Origin of the sequence: Rhizobium sp. Leaf371 (genome assembly GCF_001424045.1) — a bacterium.
GTDB lineage: Bacteria > Pseudomonadota > Alphaproteobacteria > Rhizobiales > Rhizobiaceae > Ferranicluibacter.
Genome location: NZ_LMQB01000028.1, coordinates 80,938 through 100,316, shown reverse-complemented (window position 1 = coordinate 100,316; position 19,379 = coordinate 80,938). Strand labels below are relative to the sequence as shown.

Below are 19,379 nucleotides of genomic sequence, written 5' to 3'. Positions count from 1 at the left end.
GTTAGGGGCGGATGATCAGAAGCCGTGTTTCCCGCATTTGTTCAGAACGAACATGGTCGCCTTGCCGGCACCGATATAGGTCTTGCAGACCTCGATATCGGAGAGTTTCGTTTCCCGGGTGGCAAGGACGAGCGTGACGGCATCGGCGTGCTGCACGAGCGCCGCGCTGCCGTCGTTCGTCAGCATCGCCGGCAGATCGACGATGACGACGCTCGGGCGCAGTCTCTCCCGCGCCTGGTCGATCATTTCCTCGACGCGAAACGTCTCCTCGGTTGCAACGCCGCCGCTCGGACGCTCTGCTGCCGGTATCGAGAGAATATGGAGATGGCTGCTGCCGACGCCGACCCTGCGCAGTCCGGCCGCCGGCGCTCCCATGGTGCCGTCCGGAGCGTGAATGGCCCGCAGGCCCATAAGCCGGCCGATCGCGTTCGATCCGACGTTCGCATCGATCAGAAGCACATTGGCGCCCGGCATCCGGGCGAAGCTTAGAGCAAGGTTGACGGCCGTGATCGTGGTGCCGCAACGCTTGGTCGGTGCGGCCACGGCCACCACCGGTTTTTTCGGTCCGATTCCCAGGCTCACGAGCTGATTGCGCAGCATGTCGTAGAGACGCGTGACGGGATCGCCGCTGTCGAAGGCGACGAGATGCTGCGACCGGAGACGATGGAGGGAGAGCAAGTCGGACTCCGCGTCCGGCATCGGCGCGCGCATCTCAGGCAGTCGTCCGTCGACGGACGCCGGCGACTTGAACAGGTTGAGATCGATCGCATCGGACGCTCTCTTCGTCCGTGCCAGCGCCTTGGTGATGGTGTCCATGAGTCCCGCCTCGCGTTGTCTGTTAAATTTTCATGCGAGCCCGGCGCTGTTCTTTCCGGGCCATTCTGCGTGGTCGTCAGGCGTATCCCTCGCCCGCCGCCGGGCGTCCGGACTGGTCGGGCCAGCGGGGTATCATCAGGAGGGTCTGCCCCTCCAGCACAGTGGTCAGGTCGAAGGCACCGCGGATGGTCGGGCTGAAAAGGTCGGCGACATAGACACCGGCTGCACCGGCGAGGAGCGCCGCAAAGGCAACGCCCAGAAGCATCTTCAGCCGCCGCGGTTCCGTCGGGTAACGGGGAACCTCGGGTGTCTCGATGATCTGGATGTTGACGGCGGAGTCGTCCTGTTCGATACGTTCGCCGCGCCGCGCGGCATCCACCTTGGCGTTCATCTCGTCGAGGTTGCGCTGCAGGCCCTCGCGCTCCACCTGTATGGCACCGAGGCGCGTTTCGACATCGGAACCGCGTGCGGCCGTCGCCTCCAATGCGGCAAGACGATCCGACAGCGTGCGGCGCTGCCCCTGCAGAGCGTCCAGTCGCGGCCGGGCAAGATCGATCTGATCTGCGGTCAAAGCCAGTTCGGGCGTCAGGCCCGACCGGTCGATCGACCGGATGTCGCCATCCGGCGCCACCGGCTGCAAGGCCTGCCGCTCCAGCGCGTCGAGACGCTGGCGCAGACCCCGCACCACAGGGTGGCTGTCCGAATAGGTCAGCAGGCGCTCGGTCAGCTCCGTCCGCAGCGCCGCGATCTGCGTACGCTGACGCGTCGTCACATCGGCCTGTCGGACGCCGAGGCGGAATTGGGCCTCCAGAAGGCTGAGATCGTCGCGCGACCGCGAGATCGTCGTGTCCAGCTCGGTCAGTTCGCGCTTCTTGTCCTGGATCTCACCGAGCAGTGTCGGCATCCTGCCGGGCATTGCGTCGCTATTGTCGGATACGAACTGCGCCCAGGCCCGCTCACGCGCCTGAAACTGCTCCGTCAGGCCGCCGACTTCCCGGACGAGGAAGCGGACCGTATCGGACGCACGCCCGACGCGGATGCGCTTGCCGTCATCGATGACCATGCGCACGAGTGCCTCTGCAACGGCCGCCGCGACGTCCGGATCGCTGTACTTGAAGCCGATCCTGGCCGACGTATTGCTGGCGAATTGCGTCGAAGGGTCCGACATGGTGCTGGCGAATGTGATCTGCTTGCGGATCAGGTCGGCAAGTTCGGTGTCGGTGATGGTGTCGCGAACCTGGGGAAAGAGATCGAAGCGCTTGGCCAGCGAAAGGAGATTTTCGCGCGCGAGCACCCGTTGTTCGATGAATTGCAGCCGCTCGTTGGAGACCGTGGGCGACAACAGGGCCGTGGGCGTCTGCTGGACCTCCATGACGATCAGGCCCTCGGCGTAATAGGCCCGATCCATCGTGAAGACGATGACGATGCCGAGGAACGCCGCGATCACGGCGGGGACGATCGCGTAAATCGGCTTCAACAGCAGAAGATCGAGATAATACTGGATATTGCGCACTATGAGTTTCGACATCACCCGTCTATCGCCCCCGAACCGTCCCATGAATGAAGTGTTTTTGTCGTCTGAAGAAATACCGGCTTATTGCGAGATCTCGTCGCCGCCGAGCGTGAGGAGCCCGACCCTGTCAGCCTCCGCGACGGACGGATCTGCCGGCGAACCGCTCAAGGCCGGCCTGTAGACGACGCGGACAAGGTCGTTGGCCAGGATCGGCGTCATCTCGGTCGCGGCGATTTCGCGCATCTCGCCGCCGGTTGCCCTGACGATGCTGTAAAGCGCCAGCTGCGGCACGACCGGCCCGTCGCGGACCTGCCGCTCGGCATAGATCGACAGGATCGAGCGGCTGTCGGCGAGCCGCGCCCGCGTTGCCGACTGTTCCCGCTGGGCGGCGACGATCTCCGCATGCAGCTGCGTGCGGCGTTCCTTCTGCTCCCGTTCGAATGTCGCGACCTCGGTCGTTGCCAGTTGCTCCGCCGTCAGCAGACCCGTGGTCAGCTCGCTGACGAGGCCGCGCAGGGTTGCGACTTCGCTCTCCTGCTCGAACTGGCGCACCGCCTGGGCGGCACCCTTGGCCACGAGCTCGGTCGTGCTGTCGAGCCGCTTCTGGGCAAGCACGACACGCTGCTGGACCGTTTCGAGTTCGCTGCGCGCCGAGGCGGCGATGCGTCCCTGCATGGCGACGGCCTCCTGCTGCCGTGCCTCCTGGTCGGACTGCAGGGAATGGCGATCGTCGAGAACTTTCTGCTCCTGCGCCAGGAGCGGGCTGTCGAGGGATACCTGATCGGTCACGACCACGGTCTTCCCGTCGAGCTCGGCCTGCAGGCGCGCCGTGAGAACGCCGAGCTCGTCGAGACGGTTTTCGGCAAGCTTGATGTCCCGTTCGACCAGAATGGCCCGGTCCTGATCCGCAGGCGGGATGGCCTGACGATAGAGGCCGCCGGCCAGGCTGACCGCATGAAGAACTGTCATGCCGTCGCGGAAACGATATTCGCCCGGGGTGGAGACCTCGCCCGCGATGAACACCGTGGGCTGCGCCGCCGTGTTGGCCTGCAGCATCGCCGTGAGGCTGAGGGCATCCTTGTAGTAGCCGGCCAGCCTTTGGCGCAGGGCGGTTTCCAGCTCCTCGACGGTCATGCCCTGGGCCTTCACGTGCCCGGCAAGCGGAAAGGAGAACGATCCATCAGGGCCGATCACCGCGGTACGCCGCAGATCTTCCTCTTCGGCCACCCAGATCTCGACAGTGTCGCCGGGCTGAAGGCGATAGGGCTCCTGCGCGACGACCGACGTCGCGACGAAGAGGGAGAGAAGACCGATGAATGTCGAAAGCCAACGCATGCCGCGCTCCGGATCAGAACCTTGGAAACCTCACCCAAGGGTGTAGGACCGGGATCATGGTAGGAACTTCTGCGACATCTGAAAATAACGCATAATGGCGTAGACGGAACGCACGGAAGAGCAAGGGCAGACCATGAACGAGCAGACGGCACATGCCCTTGACACATCCATGCCCGGTCACCCTGAACAGGTACATCCCAAGATGAAATCCTATGTCATCGCGCTTCAGGGTTCGGTCTACCGGATCGATGCAGATACATGGGCAGTCGAAAGCGCCTATTCCCATCATCTGATCGAACTCATATCGAGTATAGACAAAAGCTTTTCGGAGATCGTTGTTATCTGCCCGGCCATGAGCGACGAGGCCTATGCCCGGAATAGACTGTCTCTTTCTGAAATGAAGAGAACATCGGGGGTTTCCTTCATTACCGCATATCCGGAAAATGTCTCGCCGCGCGTGTTCTGGACGCGGCACGCAGCACGATTGCTGCGGGAAATCAAGTCCACGCTGCGGCATGCCGGCATCGTCCATTCGGGTATGTCCTCCGACATCTGGCGGCCGTTCATGGCCATGGTCAACGTCACGGCGTGGAGCATGGGAAAGCCCGTTCTCTTCATCGTCGATATCGATTTTCGCATGAACACCTGGCGCCTGCGGCGGCTCGGCGTCTGGAGCCGGAAAAATTACCTGACCAATCGCCTCTTTCACGATCCGATGCGCTGGACCCAATTGTGGCTGGCACCCCGGCTGTGCGACCTGGTTCTTCTGAAAAGCCCCGAACTGGTCAGGGATTTCGGCAAGGGCCGCGCGCATGTGAAGAACTTTCTGGATACGGTTCACGCCAGCGAGCACATCCTGTCCGATAACGCGTTGCAAAGGCGCCTTGAAAGCCTGCGTCAGCCCGGAACGCCGCTGAAGCTTGCCTATTTCGGCAGGCTTGTGCCCTATAAGGGTGTCGACAAGGCCATCGAAGCGGTCGGTATCCTGCGCGCGCGGGGCCTCGACATACGCCTTTCGATCATAGGAGACGGCCCGTGCCGCGAAGCGCTCTCCCGGCAGATCGCGGACGGCGGCCTGCAGACGGCCGTGACGATGCTGCCATCGGTCGCCTATGGCGAACCGCTGTTTGCGGCGCTGGCCGATTGCCATGCATCGATCGCGACGCCCTTGCGGGAAGACACGCCGCGCTCGGCCTTCGATTCCATGGCGCGCGGCCTGCCCATCATCGCTTTCGACATCGCCTATTTTACGGGTCTCGCCGAACAGAGCGGTGCGGTCGCGCTGGCGACGTGGCCGGATGCGCAGAGCCTTGCCGGCGAAATCGCGGCGCTTTCGGAGGACCGCGAGCGACTGGCGGAGATGACATCGAATGCGGTTGCGTTCGCGCGGGCGAACACGCAGCCCATCTGGCTTGCGCGCCGGCAGCAATGGACCCGGGAGCACGTCCGGGGGTACACCGAACAGGCCGTGTAGGCGGCCGAGTCCAGCAGGCTTCAACGCGTTTGAATGACGCCATCGCCCCCTCGTCCACTCTCAAGGGAGGATGCTGGTCAGGCGGTACGGGCGAGCACGCGAGGGCGCGGTGCCGGCCGCATCAGGAGTTTGTTGAGGAGGCGGCGCTTCAGCGATGGCCAGACCAGCACTTCGCGATCCTGCTCGAAGATCGCGCCATTCAGCGAGCGATCGCGCCACAAGGCCAGTTCCGCCCCCCACGCTGCTGCCGCTGCCGGATCGAGGCCATCTTTCAGGCCCATGTCGGTTGCGAGAATGCCGGGCATCCATGTCGAGATGACGATATCGGGAAAGCGATCCGAGAGATCGGCCACCAGCGCCTGCGAAAAAATCCGGGCAGCCCCCTTCGACACGCTGTAGGCCGCACTTGCTGGCTGCGGACTGAGATCGGCAAAGCTTCCGACATTCACGATCCGCCCGGTGCCCGTCCGGATCATCGAGGCGAGCGCCGCATTGGTGCAGGAGACGACGCCGCCCAGATTGACCAGAACGGAATCCATGAAGCTCTCATAGGTCTCCTGAAGGACATCCCGGCGCACATGGACGGCGGCATTGTTGATCAGGATCGTCACGTCGCCGAACCGGCGGGCGATATCGGCGAACGCCCGCGTGACGGCCGCATCGTCGCGGATATCGACGATCTCGGGCACGAACCGTCCCGCAACCACGAACCGCCCGGTTTCCTGCAGGGCTTGGCCGCGCCGTCCCATGCCGATCACGAGCACCCCGCGCCGTGCAAGCTCGATGCTCAAGGCGCGGCCGAGGCCCGACCCGGCGCCGGTCACGACGGCGATCTCGGTCGGGAGCCTCTCTTCAGCCCGGATCGTCGGTTCGGAATAGAGGTTCAGCATCGACGAGACCTGTCTCCCGGGTCGCCCCGGCCTCCTGCCTCGACACAAGACGGCCTCATCCGGCACCCTTCATTCTGCTTCATATCCACTCCACCCTCCCCTTCCCGCAGGCTCATGCCGTAACGAGAGCTTCTGTGGCGGCGATGTCTTCCGCCAGGCGGTCCGCGACCCGCAACGCATTGGCGGCGATGGTGAGGCTGGGATTGATGCCGAGCGAGGTCGGCATGAACGAGGCATCGACGACATAGAGGTTCCCCACGTCGTGGGCACGGCAATTGCGGTTGAGAATGCTGGTCGACGGGTCATCGCCGAAACGCAGGGTTCCGCAGGAATGGGCGAAGTTCAGCTCCGGGCGGAAGGTGAGGAAAACCGATCTGTTGCCGCGAAGCTTCCGTTTGATCAGCTTGCGAAAGGCGCGGCGGCGCTCCTGAAGCTCGGGGGTAACGGTGTAGGTAAACCGGATGCGCGCGGGATCGACGGGATCGAGAAGGACCCGGTTGAATGTGTAGGGCAGGTCTTCCACGATCCCCGCGAAAACCTTGGCCTTGCCGAACACTCGCGCCGCCAGAAATGCCGGAATGCGCAGCATCCCGCGCAGCGGCCTGATATTGCGCAAGGGAGAGCGATCGAAGATATTCTTGAGGTAATGGACGATTTCGCCATAGGCGGCATCCACGCCCATGGCCTGCAGAGACCCGAACCGCCGGCCTTTGTCGAAATAGAAATCCCGCATGGCAAGCGCGCGGCTCGGCCCCGCGAAGGACACGTGCCGGCCGGGCCAGATCGCGATCATCTCCGTCAGGTGGAACATCAGGTTGCGGCCGACGAGGCCCGAACTGTTCGCACATCCCTCCGGCCAGTCGGCCGATTTCGAGTTCAACAGGACGCGCGGAGAGCCGAGGCCACCCGCCGCGAGGACATATCGTCGGGCCCGCAGACGAAGCGCCTCGCCGTTGCGTACCGCATCGACATACTGGATTTCGGACGCGCTGCCGCGAAGAGCGTTGACCTCGCAATTGTCGAGGATCGCGGCATTTCCTGTTTCGAGCGCCGGTTCGACGCCGGCCGAGCGGCCGTCCATCTTGCAGGCCCGCGGGCATTTGCGACCGAAGCACATCTGGCAGCCGGGCAGAAACCGCACCGCCATGTGGATCTGGTAGGGATGCAAGCCCGACCGTTCGAAGTTCTCCATCATCGTCCGGTCGCCCGCGGTCAGAGCCGGGGGCTGGCGCAGATCGGAGGCCGCCTCGCGCGAGAGCGGATCGTCCGTTCCGCAGACATGATAGAGGCGCTCGGCGTCGGAGAAGTACGGCACGAAACTGTCGAAACCGACCGGCCAGCCGCCCGTCGGATGTGCCCGCCCGTCGGTCGTCTCCAGGTCGTGCCGTTCCGGCCGCTCCAGGGTCGCGGCATAGAAAGCCGAGGAGCCGCCGGCACCGGAGCCGACCGGTCCGAAGAACAGCGATTCCCGATCATCGATCCGCGCGCTGATCTGCGTCGGCCAGTAACCGCGAATATTGCGGGCCGCGGCATCCTCGACGTCGCTGCGCAGCGATTGCTGCTCCGCCCTCGGGCCCATCGGCCCCTTTTCCAGAAACAGGACGGACAATCCCTTTTCCGCAAGCCGGCGGCCGATCGTCCCGCCGCCAATCCCCGTCCCGATGACGATCACATCCCAGATCTTGCCGGCGACATCAGACGTCATTGCCCCTTCCCCCTCGCAACAGACGCCACGGTTTCCTCCAGAAGCGGATCGAACAGATGACGGATGCTGCGGGCCGCCTCGTTCGTGATGTGATTGTTATCGAAATAGAACGATCGGCCGTCGTGAAGCGCCGAGCAGATGGCGACCGAGCAGAAGCGATCGACCGGATCGAGCCACACGATCTTGCCCTCGCGGGCGAGCGCCTCGAACGGTCTCTCGGATACGCTGACACGCTCTGCGACCTCGGTTCTCGATATCGTCATGCGGGCTTCGGCCTGCGCCGCGGCATCCGCACCGCCAAGAACCATCCGGCGCGCCACGTCGCGGGAATCATACCGCGCGATCTCGGGGATCTGGCGAAGAACCAGGACCTGCCGGAACCATTTCCGGCTCTCGTCGATCGTGGCATCGAGCGCATCCGAAAAGAGCTGCCGCTGGTCGGACGATCCGGTCGCTGCCGTCGTTTCACCCGGCTTCAACGTGATCGTGTTCTGCGCATCGATGCCCGTGCCGCCGCCCTCGGTGTAGTAGGACCACCGACCGATCAACAGCAGGCTGGTCATCCCCTTCATCTGGCTCATCGCCTGGCGGATGCGGATGTTTGCGTCGGTGCAGTCGCGGTCCTGCTGCCGCGTGGTCGCGCTTTCCACCTTCTCGATACCGAACAGAGGCGGACAGCCTGCGCGCCAGATCAACAGGCCCGACTTGCCCCTTTCGTCCGCCAGAAGAGACAGGCCCTGGCTGAGCGCACGGGCATGGGAATCCCCCCAGACCAGGAATGTCGGCGGCCCATCCGGGCCGATCGGGCAGACGGAGACGCCCTGCAAGGGGCCATCCGCCGGAACGCTGCAACGGCTCCAGTCCTGGATGAAATCGGCCGAGGCGTCGATATGGATGCGCGCCGAGGCATCGAAGCGGTCGGGCATACCGTCGAGACGATAGGCCGTGCCCCCTGCGACAAGCAGCACGACGGACGCAAAGGCGGCCCCGGTGAGCACGCGTCCGCCCGATGGTGCGCCCCGGCGCCGGAAGGGTCGCTCGATCCAGAGATAGGTCGCGGTGGCCAGCAGGAGGGACGCGGCGAGATAGACGATCGTCTCCGTGAGCGTCTCGGCGCGTCCACCATTGGCGTAGCGCGCCAGCGTGAGGACCGGCCAATGCCAGAGATAAAGCGGATAGGAAATGGCACCGAGGAAAACGCAGACCGGCGCGGAGAGGCATCGGTTGACCGCGTTGTCGCGCGTGCCATTGGCCAGGACGAGCAGCGTTCCGACCGTGGGGATCAGCGCCAGGGCACCCGGAAAGGCCGGACCCGGCCGCAGGAACACGATGGAGGCGACAAGCATCGCAAGGCCGAGCCAGGAAACGGCCGGCAGGGCGCGCGCCGTGCCCAGCCCCCACGTATTCGGCCCTTTTGTGTGCAGCCCTTGGGCCTCACGCTGGTAGAGCGCAATGGCCAGCAGCACCCCGGCAAGCATCTGCCAGGCACGGAACGGAAACAGGTAGAAGGCTGCCGTGCTGGAGATCGGCGTGACGAGGATGCAGGCGACCAGCGACGCGGCAAAGATTGCGACCAGCGCCCATTTCAGCGCGTGGAGATGACGACGCATGAGGAACATCAAGACAGGGATCAGCAGATAGAACTGCTCTTCCAGCGAAAGCGACCAGGTGTGAAGCAGGATCTTCTGGTCCGCCGCGCCGTCGAAATAGCCTGCCGCGCGGAAGAAATTCACGTTGGAGAGATAGAGGACCGACGACACGAGCGACTTGCCGAGGTCGCGGAATTCGAACGGCAGCAGCACGACGTAGCCGACAGCCATCGTCGTCGCCATGACGACCACGAAGGCCGGCGCGAGGCGCCGGATGCGGCGTGTGTAGAACGCACCGAGCGCCAGTGTGCCGGTCTGCGTCATCTCCCGCCACAGAATGCCGCCGATCAGATATCCCGATATGACGAAGAAGATATCGACGCCGACGAACCCGCCCTCGAATCCGGGAATCGAGAAGTGGTAGAAAACCACGGCGAGGACGGCCAAAGCGCGAACGCCATCGATCTCCGCCCGATAGCCTGCATGGTCTCGACCGCTGTCACGGGTGTGGACGCCTTGGACGGGGGATGATCCCAGGCTACGCAAAAAATGCCTGTAGGTGAAGGGCGCGTCTGTCAATGGAATGTCGCCTAGATTTCGCGTCGTCGCACGGCTCCGTCCCGGCGCCAACCTTCGGGCATGAAGCAACGGCCGCGGTTTTTCTGTCAATGCGTCAGGCGCGTGCCAAAATGGGAGGACCTATCCTCCAATGGTGGAACGCCTACCTCTTTCGGATAGTCCGGTGACGGAGCGCATTGTCTGGGCAGGAGACGATTGCCACGCCGAATTTCGACAGGCTCTTGGCCGATGTCGGGAAATCCATCGCTGCCCTCATGCCATGAAGGCAGGGGCGGATCGACGTCGTGAAGGTCGAGGCTCTTGTTTAAGCTCGATCCGAAACGGACTGTAAAAGGGATATCGCGGCCGTTGCCGCAGGGCGGTTCCCGATGAGGGCGTCGCCCACACGCTTCGCGTCGCCCGTTGCGATCTCGCAAAGCGAGACTGCGAGGCGAAAAGCCGCCAGGGCCCCATCATCAGGTCCAGGATGCAGCGTTCCTGCTGACCGATCGCAGGGTCGTGGATCGGAGACCCGTTGTCGCGCTCGTCGGTCTTAGCGACGACGCTCGTTTGCCTGCAGGAGGAGGCGCGAGGCTTCGGTCGAACGGGCGCGAACGATTGCGTCCCAGACCTTGCGGAAAGATACAGAGCCGTTTTTCGTCTTCGCCAGCGTCATGACAAGGATCCTTGTTTGGGTTCTTCCAACAATACACTGGCTGCCCAATCCCGACACATCTCATTTTGCATTGCAGCATTGCGTCCGACGAGCGGCCTTCCCCAAAGTCCCTTGTGGAATACGCCAATGAGACCGTGCGTCTGGACGACACCCAGCGACGCGTTTCTTCACCTCGGATCATATGGTCTATAATATGGACCGATGAAATAAGGAAAAATCATGTTTTTTCATTGGCTTGAATATTATGTTTGCGGCTTATCCAGCGCTTGGCTAATAAAATGGACCGCTCTGGACACGATATCCAGCGTGGAACGGGATGCTTATGATGGCTTGGAGGGCTATCGGCATTTCGGACAGAGGAGGCGTGATCGTCCGAAGGACAGTGCATTGGCGTGACCCGACGGGGTCGGGCAATTGACGATCTAGACTGCAGGGGAGGAGAGCGAGACATGACGGTTTTGACCGAGGACGTTCCTGAGTATTCGGTGCTCGCGGAGACACTGGACGTGCGTCGGGGTTCGCCGTTGATGCGACCGGTCGAAGCCATCGCCGCCGTCCTGCTCATGGCGATCATCATCATGCTCCTGGCGAGCGTCTTCTTCCGCTATGGCCTCTCGCGCCCGATAGTCTGGATCGATGAAGCCGCCTCGACCGCCTTTCTGTGGCTGGTCATGCTGGGTGCCGCCATTGCCATCGACCGCAGCGAGCATCTGCGCCTGACCGTCGGCCTCAATCTCCTGCCTCCCCGTGCGCGCCGGTTCGTCGAGACATTCGGCATGATGGCCGTTCTCGGCTTTCTCGTCGCACTCCTGCCGGCTGCCTACGCCTATGCGCTCGGCGAGATGGATATCACCACCTCGGCCCTCGATGTTCCCGCCGGCTATCGTGCCTCGGCCATTGCCTGCGGCATGCTGCTGATGGCGCTTCTGGCCGTTGCGGACTTGATCCGGAGTTCCAGACGGGTCGATGTCGTGGCGTCCGCGTTGATCGTTGCGGCGATTCTCGGCACGCTCTGGTTTCTGTCACCGACCCTTGAGGAGCTCGGCAACGTCAACATCTTCATCTTTCTCGTCTTCGGCGGCATGATCTGCCTTGCCATGGGCATCCCGATCGCCTTCTGTTTCGGCATCGCCACGCTTCTGTTCCTGAACTTCACCACGTCCATGCCGCTCGAGGTTCTGATTGGTCGGATGGACGAGGGCATGTCGAGCCTCATCCTGTTGTCGGTTCCGGTTTTCGTGCTGCTCGGCTGCATTCTCGATGCGACAGGCATGGGAAAGGCGATCGTGGATTTCCTTGCGTCCATGCTCGGCCACGTCAAGGCCGGCATGTCCTACGTGCTGTTGGGATCGCTGTTCCTGGTGTCCGGCATTTCCGGCTCCAAGGTCTCCGACATGGCGACGGTGGCACCGGCGCTGTTCCCGGAGATGAAACGGCGCGGCCACAAGCCGAAGGAGATGATCGCGCTTCTGGCGACCGGTGCGGCCATGGCGGATACGGTGCCGCCCAGCATCGTGCTGATCGTGCTCGGATCGGTGGCCGGCGTGTCCATCGCGGGGCTTTTCACCAGCGGCTTTGCCATCGCCATGGTCCTTTTGCTGGCTTTGGCCATCCTTGCCCGCATCAAGGGTCGGCATGAGAACGTCGATGGCGTGACGCGCCCGTCAATGAAGCGGGTCGGCACGGCGGCGCTGGTGGCCGCGCCTGCGCTGGTCCTGCCGTTCCTGATCCGCAGCGCGGTGGCGAGCGGCGCGGCGACGGCGACCGAGGTTTCCACCATCGCCGTCGTCTATGCCTTCATCATCGGCGCCATCCTCTATGGCGGCATCAGCGCCCGGCGCTGCTACAAGATGCTCGTGGAAACGGCGGCGATGAGCGGCGCCATTCTGCTCATTCTCGGCACGGCCGCCGCCATGGCCTGGGCGCTGACCCAGACCGGCTTCGCCTTCGAACTGAGCGAGATGCTGCGCGCCCTGCCCGGCGGCTGGTTCACCTTCATGCTGGTGTCGATCGCCGTCTTCATGCTGCTCGGCTGCGTGCTCGAAGGGCTTCCCGCCATCGTCCTTCTGGCACCGATCATGTTTCCGATCGCGCGTGCCGCCGGCATCCACGACATCCACTACGCCATGGTCATCGTCACCGCCATGAACATCGGTCTCATGGCGCCGCCGATCGGCGTCGGCTTCTACATCGCCTGCAAGATCGGCAACGTCTCGCCCGATGAGGCGATGGGCGCGATCTGGCCCTATATCGGTGCGATGTTCGCCGGCCTGCTGCTCATCGCCGCGGTGCCGTATTTCTCGCTGGCTTTGCTTTAAAACACGAAACGATCATCGAACATCAAGAGGAGAGAATGACGATGACAACCACCCGCAGGACAATGTTGCTGGGCACCGGGACGCTTGCACTGTGTGCAGCGTTTCACACGAGGGTTCACGCCGCCGACTTCACCTACAAGCTGGCCAACAACCTTCCGCTCACGCATCCGCTCAACATCCGCCTGGCGGAGGCCGCTGCCGGAATTCTGGAGGACTCCGGCGGGCGCATGAAGATCAATATCTTCCCGAGCAGCCAGCTCGGCAACGATACGGAGACGCTGTCGCAGGTGCGCAACGGCGCGACGGAGTTCTTCTCCCTGTCGCCGCTCATTCTGTCGACACTGGTTCCCCAGGCCGCGATCAGCGGCATCGGCTTTGCGTTTCCCGATTACGCCACCGTCTGGAAGGCCATGGACGGCGAGCTTGGCGCCTATGCGCGTGCCGAGATCGAAAAGAAGGGCCTCGTGCCCATGGAAAAGATCTGGGACAACGGCTTCCGCCAGATCACCAGCTCGAACCTCGCCATCAACACGCCGGAGGACCTGAAGGGCTTCAAGATCCGCGTCCCCCCGAGCAAGCTCTGGCAGTCGATGTTCTCCGCCTTCGGCGCCGCGCCGACCACCATCAACTTTGCCGAAGTCTACACGGCGCTGAGCACCGGGATCGTCGACGGGCAGGAGAATCCCCTCGCCATCGCCTCCACCGCCAAGCTCTACGAAGTCCAGAAGAACTGCGCGATGACCAACCATATGTGGGATGGTTTCTGGATGCTGGCCAACAAGAAGGCCTGGGAAAAGCTCCCGGACGATCTTCGCGAAATTACGGCGAAGCACCTGAACACCAGCGCCCTATCGCAGCGCACGGATGTGGCCAAGGTGAACGACACGGTCCGTGAAGAACTGACCAAGAGCGGCATGACCTTCACCGATCCCGACAAGACGGCCTTCCGCGACACGCTGCGCCAGGCCGGCTTCTATGAAGAGTGGAAGGGCAAGTTCGGCGACGAAGCCTGGGCGATCCTCGAGAAAGCCGTCGGCGTTAGCCTGACCTAACCTTTCCATACCAAGGCGGCCGCCCGCTCTCAGGGGCGGCGGCCCTCCGCGTCTCATCTCTCTGCCCGCTTTCCCGGGCGCCTTGGGTTGCCGAGGCGTCAGGTGCGGATGCTATTGCCCCGAGGTTCTCAGCCCATGATCGAAGAGACCAACCAGACCGCCAGCCAGAGCGACCATCGGAATGGCGCAAGGCTTCGCCTCGCTGGAAAAACGGCCCTCGTCTTCGGTGCGGGCTCCGATGGCCCCGGCTGGGGCAACGGCAAGGCAGCGGCCGTGGTCTACGCTCGCGAAGGCGCGAAGGTCGCCTGCGTGGACCGGAACGTCGCGGCGGCCGAAGAGACTGCCGGGATCATCGCAAGCGAGGGCGGCAGTGCGATTGCCGTCGAGGCCGATGTCACGCAGCTGGCCTCGGTCGAGGCTTCCGTTGCCAAGGTCATCGCGGCCTTCGGCACGATTTCCGTGCTGCACAACAATGTGGGCGTGACCCATATGGCAGGCCCGGTCGAACTGACCGAGGAGCAGTTCCAGCAGTCGATCGATCTCAATCTCGGATCCGTCTACCGCACCGCCAAGGTCGTCATTCCCCATATGATCGAGGCAGGCGGCGGGTGCGTCATCAACATCTCGTCGCTCGCCGGTATCCGGTGGGTCGGCTATCCCTATTTCGCCTATTACGCCACGAAAGCCGCCGTCAACCAGGCGACCGTCGCGATCGCCATGCAATATGCCCGTCAGGGCATCCGCGCCAATTGCGTCATCCCCGGCATGATCGACACGCCGCTGATCTACCGGCAGATCTCGTCGCAATATGCGTCGCGGGAAGAGATGGTCGCTGCGCGCAACGCGGCGATACCGGGCGGGCGGATGGGGGATGCCTTCGATATCGCCTATGCCGCGCTGTTCCTGGCGTCCGACGAAGCCAAGTTCATCACCGGCGTCTGCCTGCCGGTCGATGGCGGTCAAAGCTGCACCGTGATGTCCTCCGCCACGGAGGCGCGCTGAACCATGGACATCGCGGTGGACAAGGATCTGACCGGTTCCCAGAGCGTCGATCGCGCCCTCAAACTCCTGTCGCTGGTCGGGCGGCAGGGCGAGCGGGGCATGGCGCTCAGCGAAATCGTTGAGCAGAGCGGCATCAACAAGCCGACGGCGCGGCGCCTGCTTCTGGCGCTGATCCGCTCCGGTCTCGTCGATCAGGATGCCGACGGTCGCCGGTATTTCATCGGCCAGGAAGCCTATATTCTCGGCATGCTCGCATCGCCGCGCTACGGGCTGCTGCGCATGTCCATGCCGAGCATCCATCGGATCGCGCTCAAGACCTGCGACTCGACCTTCGTGTCGGTCCGCAGAGACGCCGTTTCCGTCTGTCTTCACCGCGAGGAAGGCACGTTTCCCATTCGCACGCACGCGCTCCAGACGGGCTACGAGCATCCGCTGGGCGCCGGCGCCGGGTCTCTCGCCATGTTGGCGGCCCTGCCCGATGCCGAGGTCGAAAGCATGATGGCGAAGAATGCCGCCGTGCTGGAGAAAGACTATCCGACGCTGACCCCGGACGAACTTCGCCGCCAGGTCGCGCTCGCACGACAGCTCGGCTACTCGGTCAATCCGGGACTGGTGCTCGCAAATTCCTGGGGGATCGGCGTCGCGATACGCAATCCCGACGGCACGGTGGCCGGTGCGCTGAGCGTCGCCGCCATCGACAGCCGCATGCAGCCTCCGCGCCAGAAGGAACTGGGGCTGCTCCTGAAAGACGAGGCCGCTCAGATCGAGGCCATTCTGGCCGACCAGTTCGGCAGACAGACCAGGCTGCAGCCGGCCACGCACGCAAAAGCATCCACCCCGAAAGCCATGAAAAGGAGATCCTCCCCATGACGAAGGCTCAGATCGTGGGCTGGTCCCACAGTCCGTTCGGCAAGACAGAGCATCCCGATACCGAAGCGCTGATGGAGGCGGTGATCGGACCGGCGCTCGCTCATGCGGGCGTCGAGACCGGGGATGTCGACGGCATCTTCGTCGGCGTCATGAATGGCGGCTTCTCGCGCCAGGGTTTCGAGGCGGCACTTGTCGGCATGACCGACACAGCGCTTGCGAACGTTCCCTCCGTTCGTCTCGAGAATGCCTGCTCCACCGGGTCGGCGGCCGTTTACGCCGCGATGGACTTCATCGAAGCCGGACGCGGACGGATCACCCTCGTCGTCGGGGCGGAAAAGATGACCGCTCTGCCGACCGCTGCGGTCGGCGACATTCTTCTCGGCGCCTGCTACCGCAAGGAGGAGTCCGACGTCGAAGGCGGTTTTGCCGGCGTGTTCGGCGGGATCGCCCAAAGCTATTTTCAGCGTTACGGAGACCGGTCCGAGGAACTGGCGATGATCGCCGCCAAGAACCACGCCAACGGCGCCCTGAACCCGTACGCCCACATGCGCCGCGATTTCGGCTTCGAATTCTGCAACACGGTTTCCGACAAGAACCCGCTGGTCGCCGGCCCGCTTCGCCGGACGGACTGCTCGATGGTGTCGGACGGCGCGGCGGCGCTGGTTCTCGCCGATGCCGAGACGGCCGCCACGCTGCAGCGGGCCATCGCCTTCCGCGCACGCGTCCAGGTCAATGACGTCATGGCGCTCAGCCGCCGCGATATCCTGGCGTTCGACGGTGCTCGCCGCGCCTGGGCGGCTGCACTCCCAGCCGCAGGCGTGACGCTCGACGATCTCTCCTTCGTCGAAACCCATGACTGCTTCACCATCGCCGAGCTGATCGAATACGAGGCGATGGGCCTTGCCGCACCGGGAGAAGGCTATCGGGTTGTCCGGGACGGCACGACGACGAAAAGCGGTCGCCTTCCCGTCAATCCCTCGGGCGGACTGAAGGCCAAGGGGCACCCGGTCGGCGCGACCGGCGTCTCCATGCATGTGCTCTCGGCCATGCAGCTGATGGGCGAAGCCGGGGACATGCAGATCCCCGACGCAAAACTTGCCGGACTATTCAACATGGGCGGCGCAGCCGTGGCCAATTACGTGTCCATTCTGGAGCGCGCACGATGACCCGAACCGACCCCGCCGGCGGGATCGCCCCGCAGACGACGCGCGTGATGAACCTCTCCCATTTCCTGACGCAGGCAGCGCGGCGGTATCCCGCCGAGATCGCTCTGGTGCAGGGTGCGCGGGCGTGGAGCTGGAGCGAGATCGAGGCCCGCGTGGACGCCATGGCGCATGCGCTCGTCTCGGAATTCGGCGTGCAGAAAGGCGACCGCGTTCTCGTCCAGTCCGCCAATTGCCTGCAGCTGTTCGAGTCGATGTTTGCGGTGTTCCGCACCGGCGCCGTCTGGGTGCCGACGAACTACCGGCAGACCCCGGAGGACGTGGCCTATCTCGCGCAATCGAGCAATGCCTGCCTGATGATCTGCCAGTCGGCCTTTCCCGACCATGTGGAGGCCTGCCGGAAGGCGAGCCCCGACATCCGATCTGTCATCTCCATCGGCCCGGCCGGCTTCGGCGAGGACTACGATGCCGTGGTCGAGCGCCATCGCGGCGACAAGATCGCGGGCCCGCCGATCTATCGCGACGACCCGTGCTGGTACTTCTATACCTCCGGCACGACGGGGCGCCCCAAGGCGGCAGTGCTGACCCATGGGCAGATGACCTTCGTCGTCAACAACCACAATGGCGATCTGTTTCCCGGCACGACGCAGGAGGATCGCTCCATCGTGGTGGCGCCGCTGTCGCACGGCGCGGGCGTCCACCAGCTCTGCCAGGTCGCACGGGGCGCGACGACCATTCTGCTGCCGTCCGACAAGCTCGACATCCCCCAGTTCTGGGGACTGGTGGAAACGTGGAAGGTCAGCAATCTTTTCACGGTTCCCACGATCGTAAAAATGCTCGTCGAGGACCCGTCGGTCGATCAGCACGACCATTCCTCGCTGCGCTACGTCATCTATGCCGGCGCGCCGATGTATCGAGCCGACCAGAAAAAGGCGTTGCAGAAGCTCGGTGCCGTCATGGTGCAGTATTTCGGACTCGGCGAAGTCACCGGCGCGATCACCGTGTTGCCCCCGGCCTATCACAGCCTGGAGGACACGGAAGCGCGGATCGGCACCTGCGGCTTCGAACGCACGGGCATGCAGATCCAGATCCAGAACGATCGCGGCGACGAGGTGGAACAGGGCGCGACCGGAGAAATCTGCGTGATCGGCCCGGCGGTCTTTGCCGGATACTATCGCAACCCGGAAGCCAACGAAAAAGCGTTCCGGAACGGCTGGTTCCGCACCGGCGACCTGGGTCATGTCGATGCGCAAGGCTTTCTCTACATCACGGGGCGCGCCTCCGACATGTACATCTCCGGCGGATCGAACGTCTATCCGCGCGAGATCGAGGAGAAGCTGTTGATGCACCCCGACCTCAACGAGGTTGCCATCGTCGGCGTTCCCGATCCGATCTGGGGCGAAGTGGGCATCGCGGTCTGCGTGACCCGCAATGGTGCCGTCGTCACCGAAGCGGAGGTGAAGACCTGGCTCGACGGTAAGGTCGCCCGCTACAAGATGCCGAAGAAGGTGGTGTTCTGGAGCGAAATGCCGAAATCGGCCTATGGCAAGATCACCAAGAAGACCATTCGCGAGCAATTGGTACAACGCGGCGAACTCCCTGTCGAGCCGGCTCCAAAGCCTGCTCCCCAATCAGCCTCCAATCAGGGTGTTGCACGATGACCGCGTCCGATCGTTCCGTCCTCATCACAGGCGGCGCCTCGGGCATCGGTCTCGACATTGCCGGGCTCCTCAGCGAACGCGGCTGGAAGATCTATCTGATCGACCGGGACACGGAGGCACTGGCAAACGCCTGCCGGCTGCTGTCGCTCGAGCCCGAGCAATTGATTGCGTGCAGCGTGACCGACGAGGAGGCCATTACGGCCGCGGTCGAAACGGCTTGCGCCCAGGTGCCGATGCGGGCCGTCGTCAACTCGGCCGGTATCGCGATGGACCGACTGGCCGTGGACACCGGTCTCGATGATTTCCGGCGCATCATCGACATCAACCTGACGGGCACGTTTCTCGTCTGCCGCGAAGCCGCGCGCTACTGGCAGAAGGCATCCATTCCCGGCGCCATCGTCAACATCTCGTCCGTCTCCGGCATTCTCGGCAGCCGCGGACGCTCGGCCTATGGTGCATCGAAAGGCGCGGTGAACGTTCTCACCCACATCCTTTCGACCGAACTGGGCCCAAGCGGCATCCGCGTCAATGCGATTGCCCCGGGCGCGATCGATACGCCGCTGGCGCGCGCCATTCATACGAGCGATGTGCGTGCGCAATGGCATGCGCGCATTCCCCAGCAGCGATACGGCACGTCCCGCGAGATCGCGACCGCCGTCGCCTTCCTGATTTCGGATGATGCAACTTACGTCAATGGACAGGTTCTTGCCGTCGATGGTGGATTTTCGACCGCCGGACTGGCCGTGAAGGGATGACG

General features: G+C 63.7%; 14 protein-coding genes. 8 read left to right on the top strand and 6 right to left on the bottom strand.

Features of this window, described 5'->3' with window-relative positions; all coding sequences use genetic code 11:
- Window positions 1-15 precede the first annotated feature (15 nt).
- The 3 genes from ASG39_RS20545 to ASG39_RS20535 form a co-directional block, all read right to left on the bottom strand.
- Window positions 16-816, bottom strand: a complete 801-nt coding sequence (locus tag ASG39_RS20545; RefSeq protein ID WP_062596823.1) for a hypothetical protein — start codon at window positions 814-816, stop codon at window positions 16-18.
- A gap of 76 nt (window positions 817-892) precedes the next feature.
- Window positions 893-2,344 carry a hypothetical protein gene (locus ASG39_RS20540; protein ID WP_156468223.1) on the bottom strand — a complete coding sequence of 484 codons (1,452 nt, stop codon included), beginning with the start codon at window positions 2,342-2,344 and terminating at the stop codon, window positions 893-895.
- A 66-nt stretch (window positions 2,345-2,410) separates the two neighbouring features.
- A complete protein-coding gene (locus ASG39_RS20535) occupies window positions 2,411-3,664 on the bottom strand; it encodes a polysaccharide biosynthesis/export family protein (protein ID WP_062596821.1) in 1,254 nt (417 codons plus the stop codon).
- 202 nt (window positions 3,665-3,866) lie between these two features.
- On the opposite strand from ASG39_RS20535, the gene ASG39_RS20530 reads away from it, so the two are divergent.
- Entirely contained in the window at window positions 3,867-5,138 is a 1,272-nt protein-coding gene (locus ASG39_RS20530) for a glycosyltransferase (protein ID WP_162242464.1), read from the top strand.
- Between the two features lie 77 nt (window positions 5,139-5,215).
- Here the strand turns inward: ASG39_RS20530 and ASG39_RS20525 are convergent, their stop codons facing one another.
- The 3 genes from ASG39_RS20525 to ASG39_RS20515 all read right to left on the bottom strand — a co-directional run bounded on the left by ASG39_RS20525 (window position 5,216) and on the right by ASG39_RS20515 (window position 9,868).
- Entirely contained in the window at window positions 5,216-6,028 is an 813-nt protein-coding gene (locus ASG39_RS20525) for an SDR family oxidoreductase (protein ID WP_062596819.1), read from the bottom strand.
- A gap of 112 nt (window positions 6,029-6,140) precedes the next feature.
- Window positions 6,141-7,733: a GMC family oxidoreductase gene (locus ASG39_RS20520; protein ID WP_062596818.1), complete on the bottom strand. Its 1,593-nt coding sequence runs from the start codon at window positions 7,731-7,733 to the stop codon at window positions 6,141-6,143.
- The gene (locus tag ASG39_RS20515; protein WP_277995977.1) at window positions 7,730-9,868 is read right to left on the bottom strand and encodes an acyltransferase family protein; all 2,139 of its coding nucleotides are present in this window, start codon (window positions 9,866-9,868) and stop codon (window positions 7,730-7,732) included. The genes ASG39_RS20520 and ASG39_RS20515 overlap by 4 nt, the downstream gene beginning before the upstream one ends.
- A 1,137-nt stretch (window positions 9,869-11,005) precedes the next feature.
- Between ASG39_RS20515 and ASG39_RS20510 the strand changes: the two genes are divergently transcribed.
- The 7 genes from ASG39_RS20510 (at window position 11,006) to ASG39_RS20480 (ending at window position 19,377) form a co-directional block, all read left to right on the top strand.
- The gene (locus ASG39_RS20510) at window positions 11,006-12,874 is read left to right on the top strand and encodes a TRAP transporter large permease subunit (RefSeq protein ID WP_062596817.1); all 1,869 of its coding nucleotides are present in this window, start codon (window positions 11,006-11,008) and stop codon (window positions 12,872-12,874) included.
- A gap of 41 nt (window positions 12,875-12,915) precedes the next feature.
- The gene (locus ASG39_RS20505) at window positions 12,916-13,926 is read left to right on the top strand and encodes a TRAP transporter substrate-binding protein (protein ID WP_062597046.1); all 1,011 of its coding nucleotides are present in this window, start codon (window positions 12,916-12,918) and stop codon (window positions 13,924-13,926) included.
- A gap of 135 nt (window positions 13,927-14,061) precedes the next feature.
- A complete protein-coding gene (locus tag ASG39_RS20500; protein ID WP_062596816.1) occupies window positions 14,062-14,928 on the top strand; it encodes an SDR family oxidoreductase in 867 nt (288 codons plus the stop codon).
- A gap of 3 nt (window positions 14,929-14,931) precedes the next feature.
- Window positions 14,932-15,798, top strand: coding sequence for an IclR family transcriptional regulator (locus ASG39_RS20495; RefSeq protein ID WP_062596815.1), 867 nt, complete (start codon window positions 14,932-14,934; stop codon window positions 15,796-15,798).
- Window positions 15,795-16,964: an acetyl-CoA acetyltransferase gene (locus ASG39_RS20490; RefSeq protein WP_062596814.1), complete on the top strand. Its 1,170-nt coding sequence runs from the start codon at window positions 15,795-15,797 to the stop codon at window positions 16,962-16,964. The genes ASG39_RS20495 and ASG39_RS20490 overlap by 4 nt, the downstream gene beginning before the upstream one ends.
- Window positions 16,961-18,622 (top strand): acyl-CoA synthetase, encoded by a 1,662-nt coding sequence (locus tag ASG39_RS20485; RefSeq protein ID WP_062596813.1) that lies wholly within the window; start codon window positions 16,961-16,963, stop codon window positions 18,620-18,622. The genes ASG39_RS20490 and ASG39_RS20485 overlap by 4 nt, the downstream gene beginning before the upstream one ends.
- Window positions 18,619-19,377 (top strand): SDR family oxidoreductase, encoded by a 759-nt coding sequence (locus ASG39_RS20480; protein ID WP_062596812.1) that lies wholly within the window; start codon window positions 18,619-18,621, stop codon window positions 19,375-19,377. Before ASG39_RS20485 ends, ASG39_RS20480 begins: the two co-directional genes overlap by 4 nt.
- Window positions 19,378-19,379 lie beyond the last annotated feature (2 nt).

Excerpts from the sequence above, each read along its gene's own strand:
- ASG39_RS20545 (WP_062596823.1), bottom strand. The coding sequence starts at position 816 with ATGGACACCATCACCAAGGCGCTGGCACGGACGAAGAGAGCGTCCGAT.
- ASG39_RS20540 (WP_156468223.1), bottom strand. The coding sequence starts at position 2,344 with ATGTCGAAACTCATAGTGCGCAATATCCAGTATTATCTCGATCTTCTG.
- ASG39_RS20535 (WP_062596821.1), bottom strand. The coding sequence starts at position 3,664 with ATGCGTTGGCTTTCGACATTCATCGGTCTTCTCTCCCTCTTCGTCGCG.
- ASG39_RS20530 (WP_162242464.1), top strand. The coding sequence starts at position 3,867 with ATGAAATCCTATGTCATCGCGCTTCAGGGTTCGGTCTACCGGATCGAT.
- ASG39_RS20525 (WP_062596819.1), bottom strand. The coding sequence starts at position 6,028 with ATGCTGAACCTCTATTCCGAACCGACGATCCGGGCTGAAGAGAGGCTC.
- ASG39_RS20520 (WP_062596818.1), bottom strand. The coding sequence starts at position 7,733 with ATGACGTCTGATGTCGCCGGCAAGATCTGGGATGTGATCGTCATCGGG.
- ASG39_RS20510 (WP_062596817.1), top strand. The coding sequence starts at position 11,006 with ATGACGGTTTTGACCGAGGACGTTCCTGAGTATTCGGTGCTCGCGGAG.
- ASG39_RS20505 (WP_062597046.1), top strand. The coding sequence starts at position 12,916 with ATGACAACCACCCGCAGGACAATGTTGCTGGGCACCGGGACGCTTGCA.
- ASG39_RS20500 (WP_062596816.1), top strand. The coding sequence starts at position 14,062 with ATGATCGAAGAGACCAACCAGACCGCCAGCCAGAGCGACCATCGGAAT.
- ASG39_RS20495 (WP_062596815.1), top strand. The coding sequence starts at position 14,932 with ATGGACATCGCGGTGGACAAGGATCTGACCGGTTCCCAGAGCGTCGAT.
- ASG39_RS20490 (WP_062596814.1), top strand. The coding sequence starts at position 15,795 with ATGACGAAGGCTCAGATCGTGGGCTGGTCCCACAGTCCGTTCGGCAAG.
- ASG39_RS20485 (WP_062596813.1), top strand. The coding sequence starts at position 16,961 with ATGACCCGAACCGACCCCGCCGGCGGGATCGCCCCGCAGACGACGCGC.
- ASG39_RS20480 (WP_062596812.1), top strand. The coding sequence starts at position 18,619 with ATGACCGCGTCCGATCGTTCCGTCCTCATCACAGGCGGCGCCTCGGGC.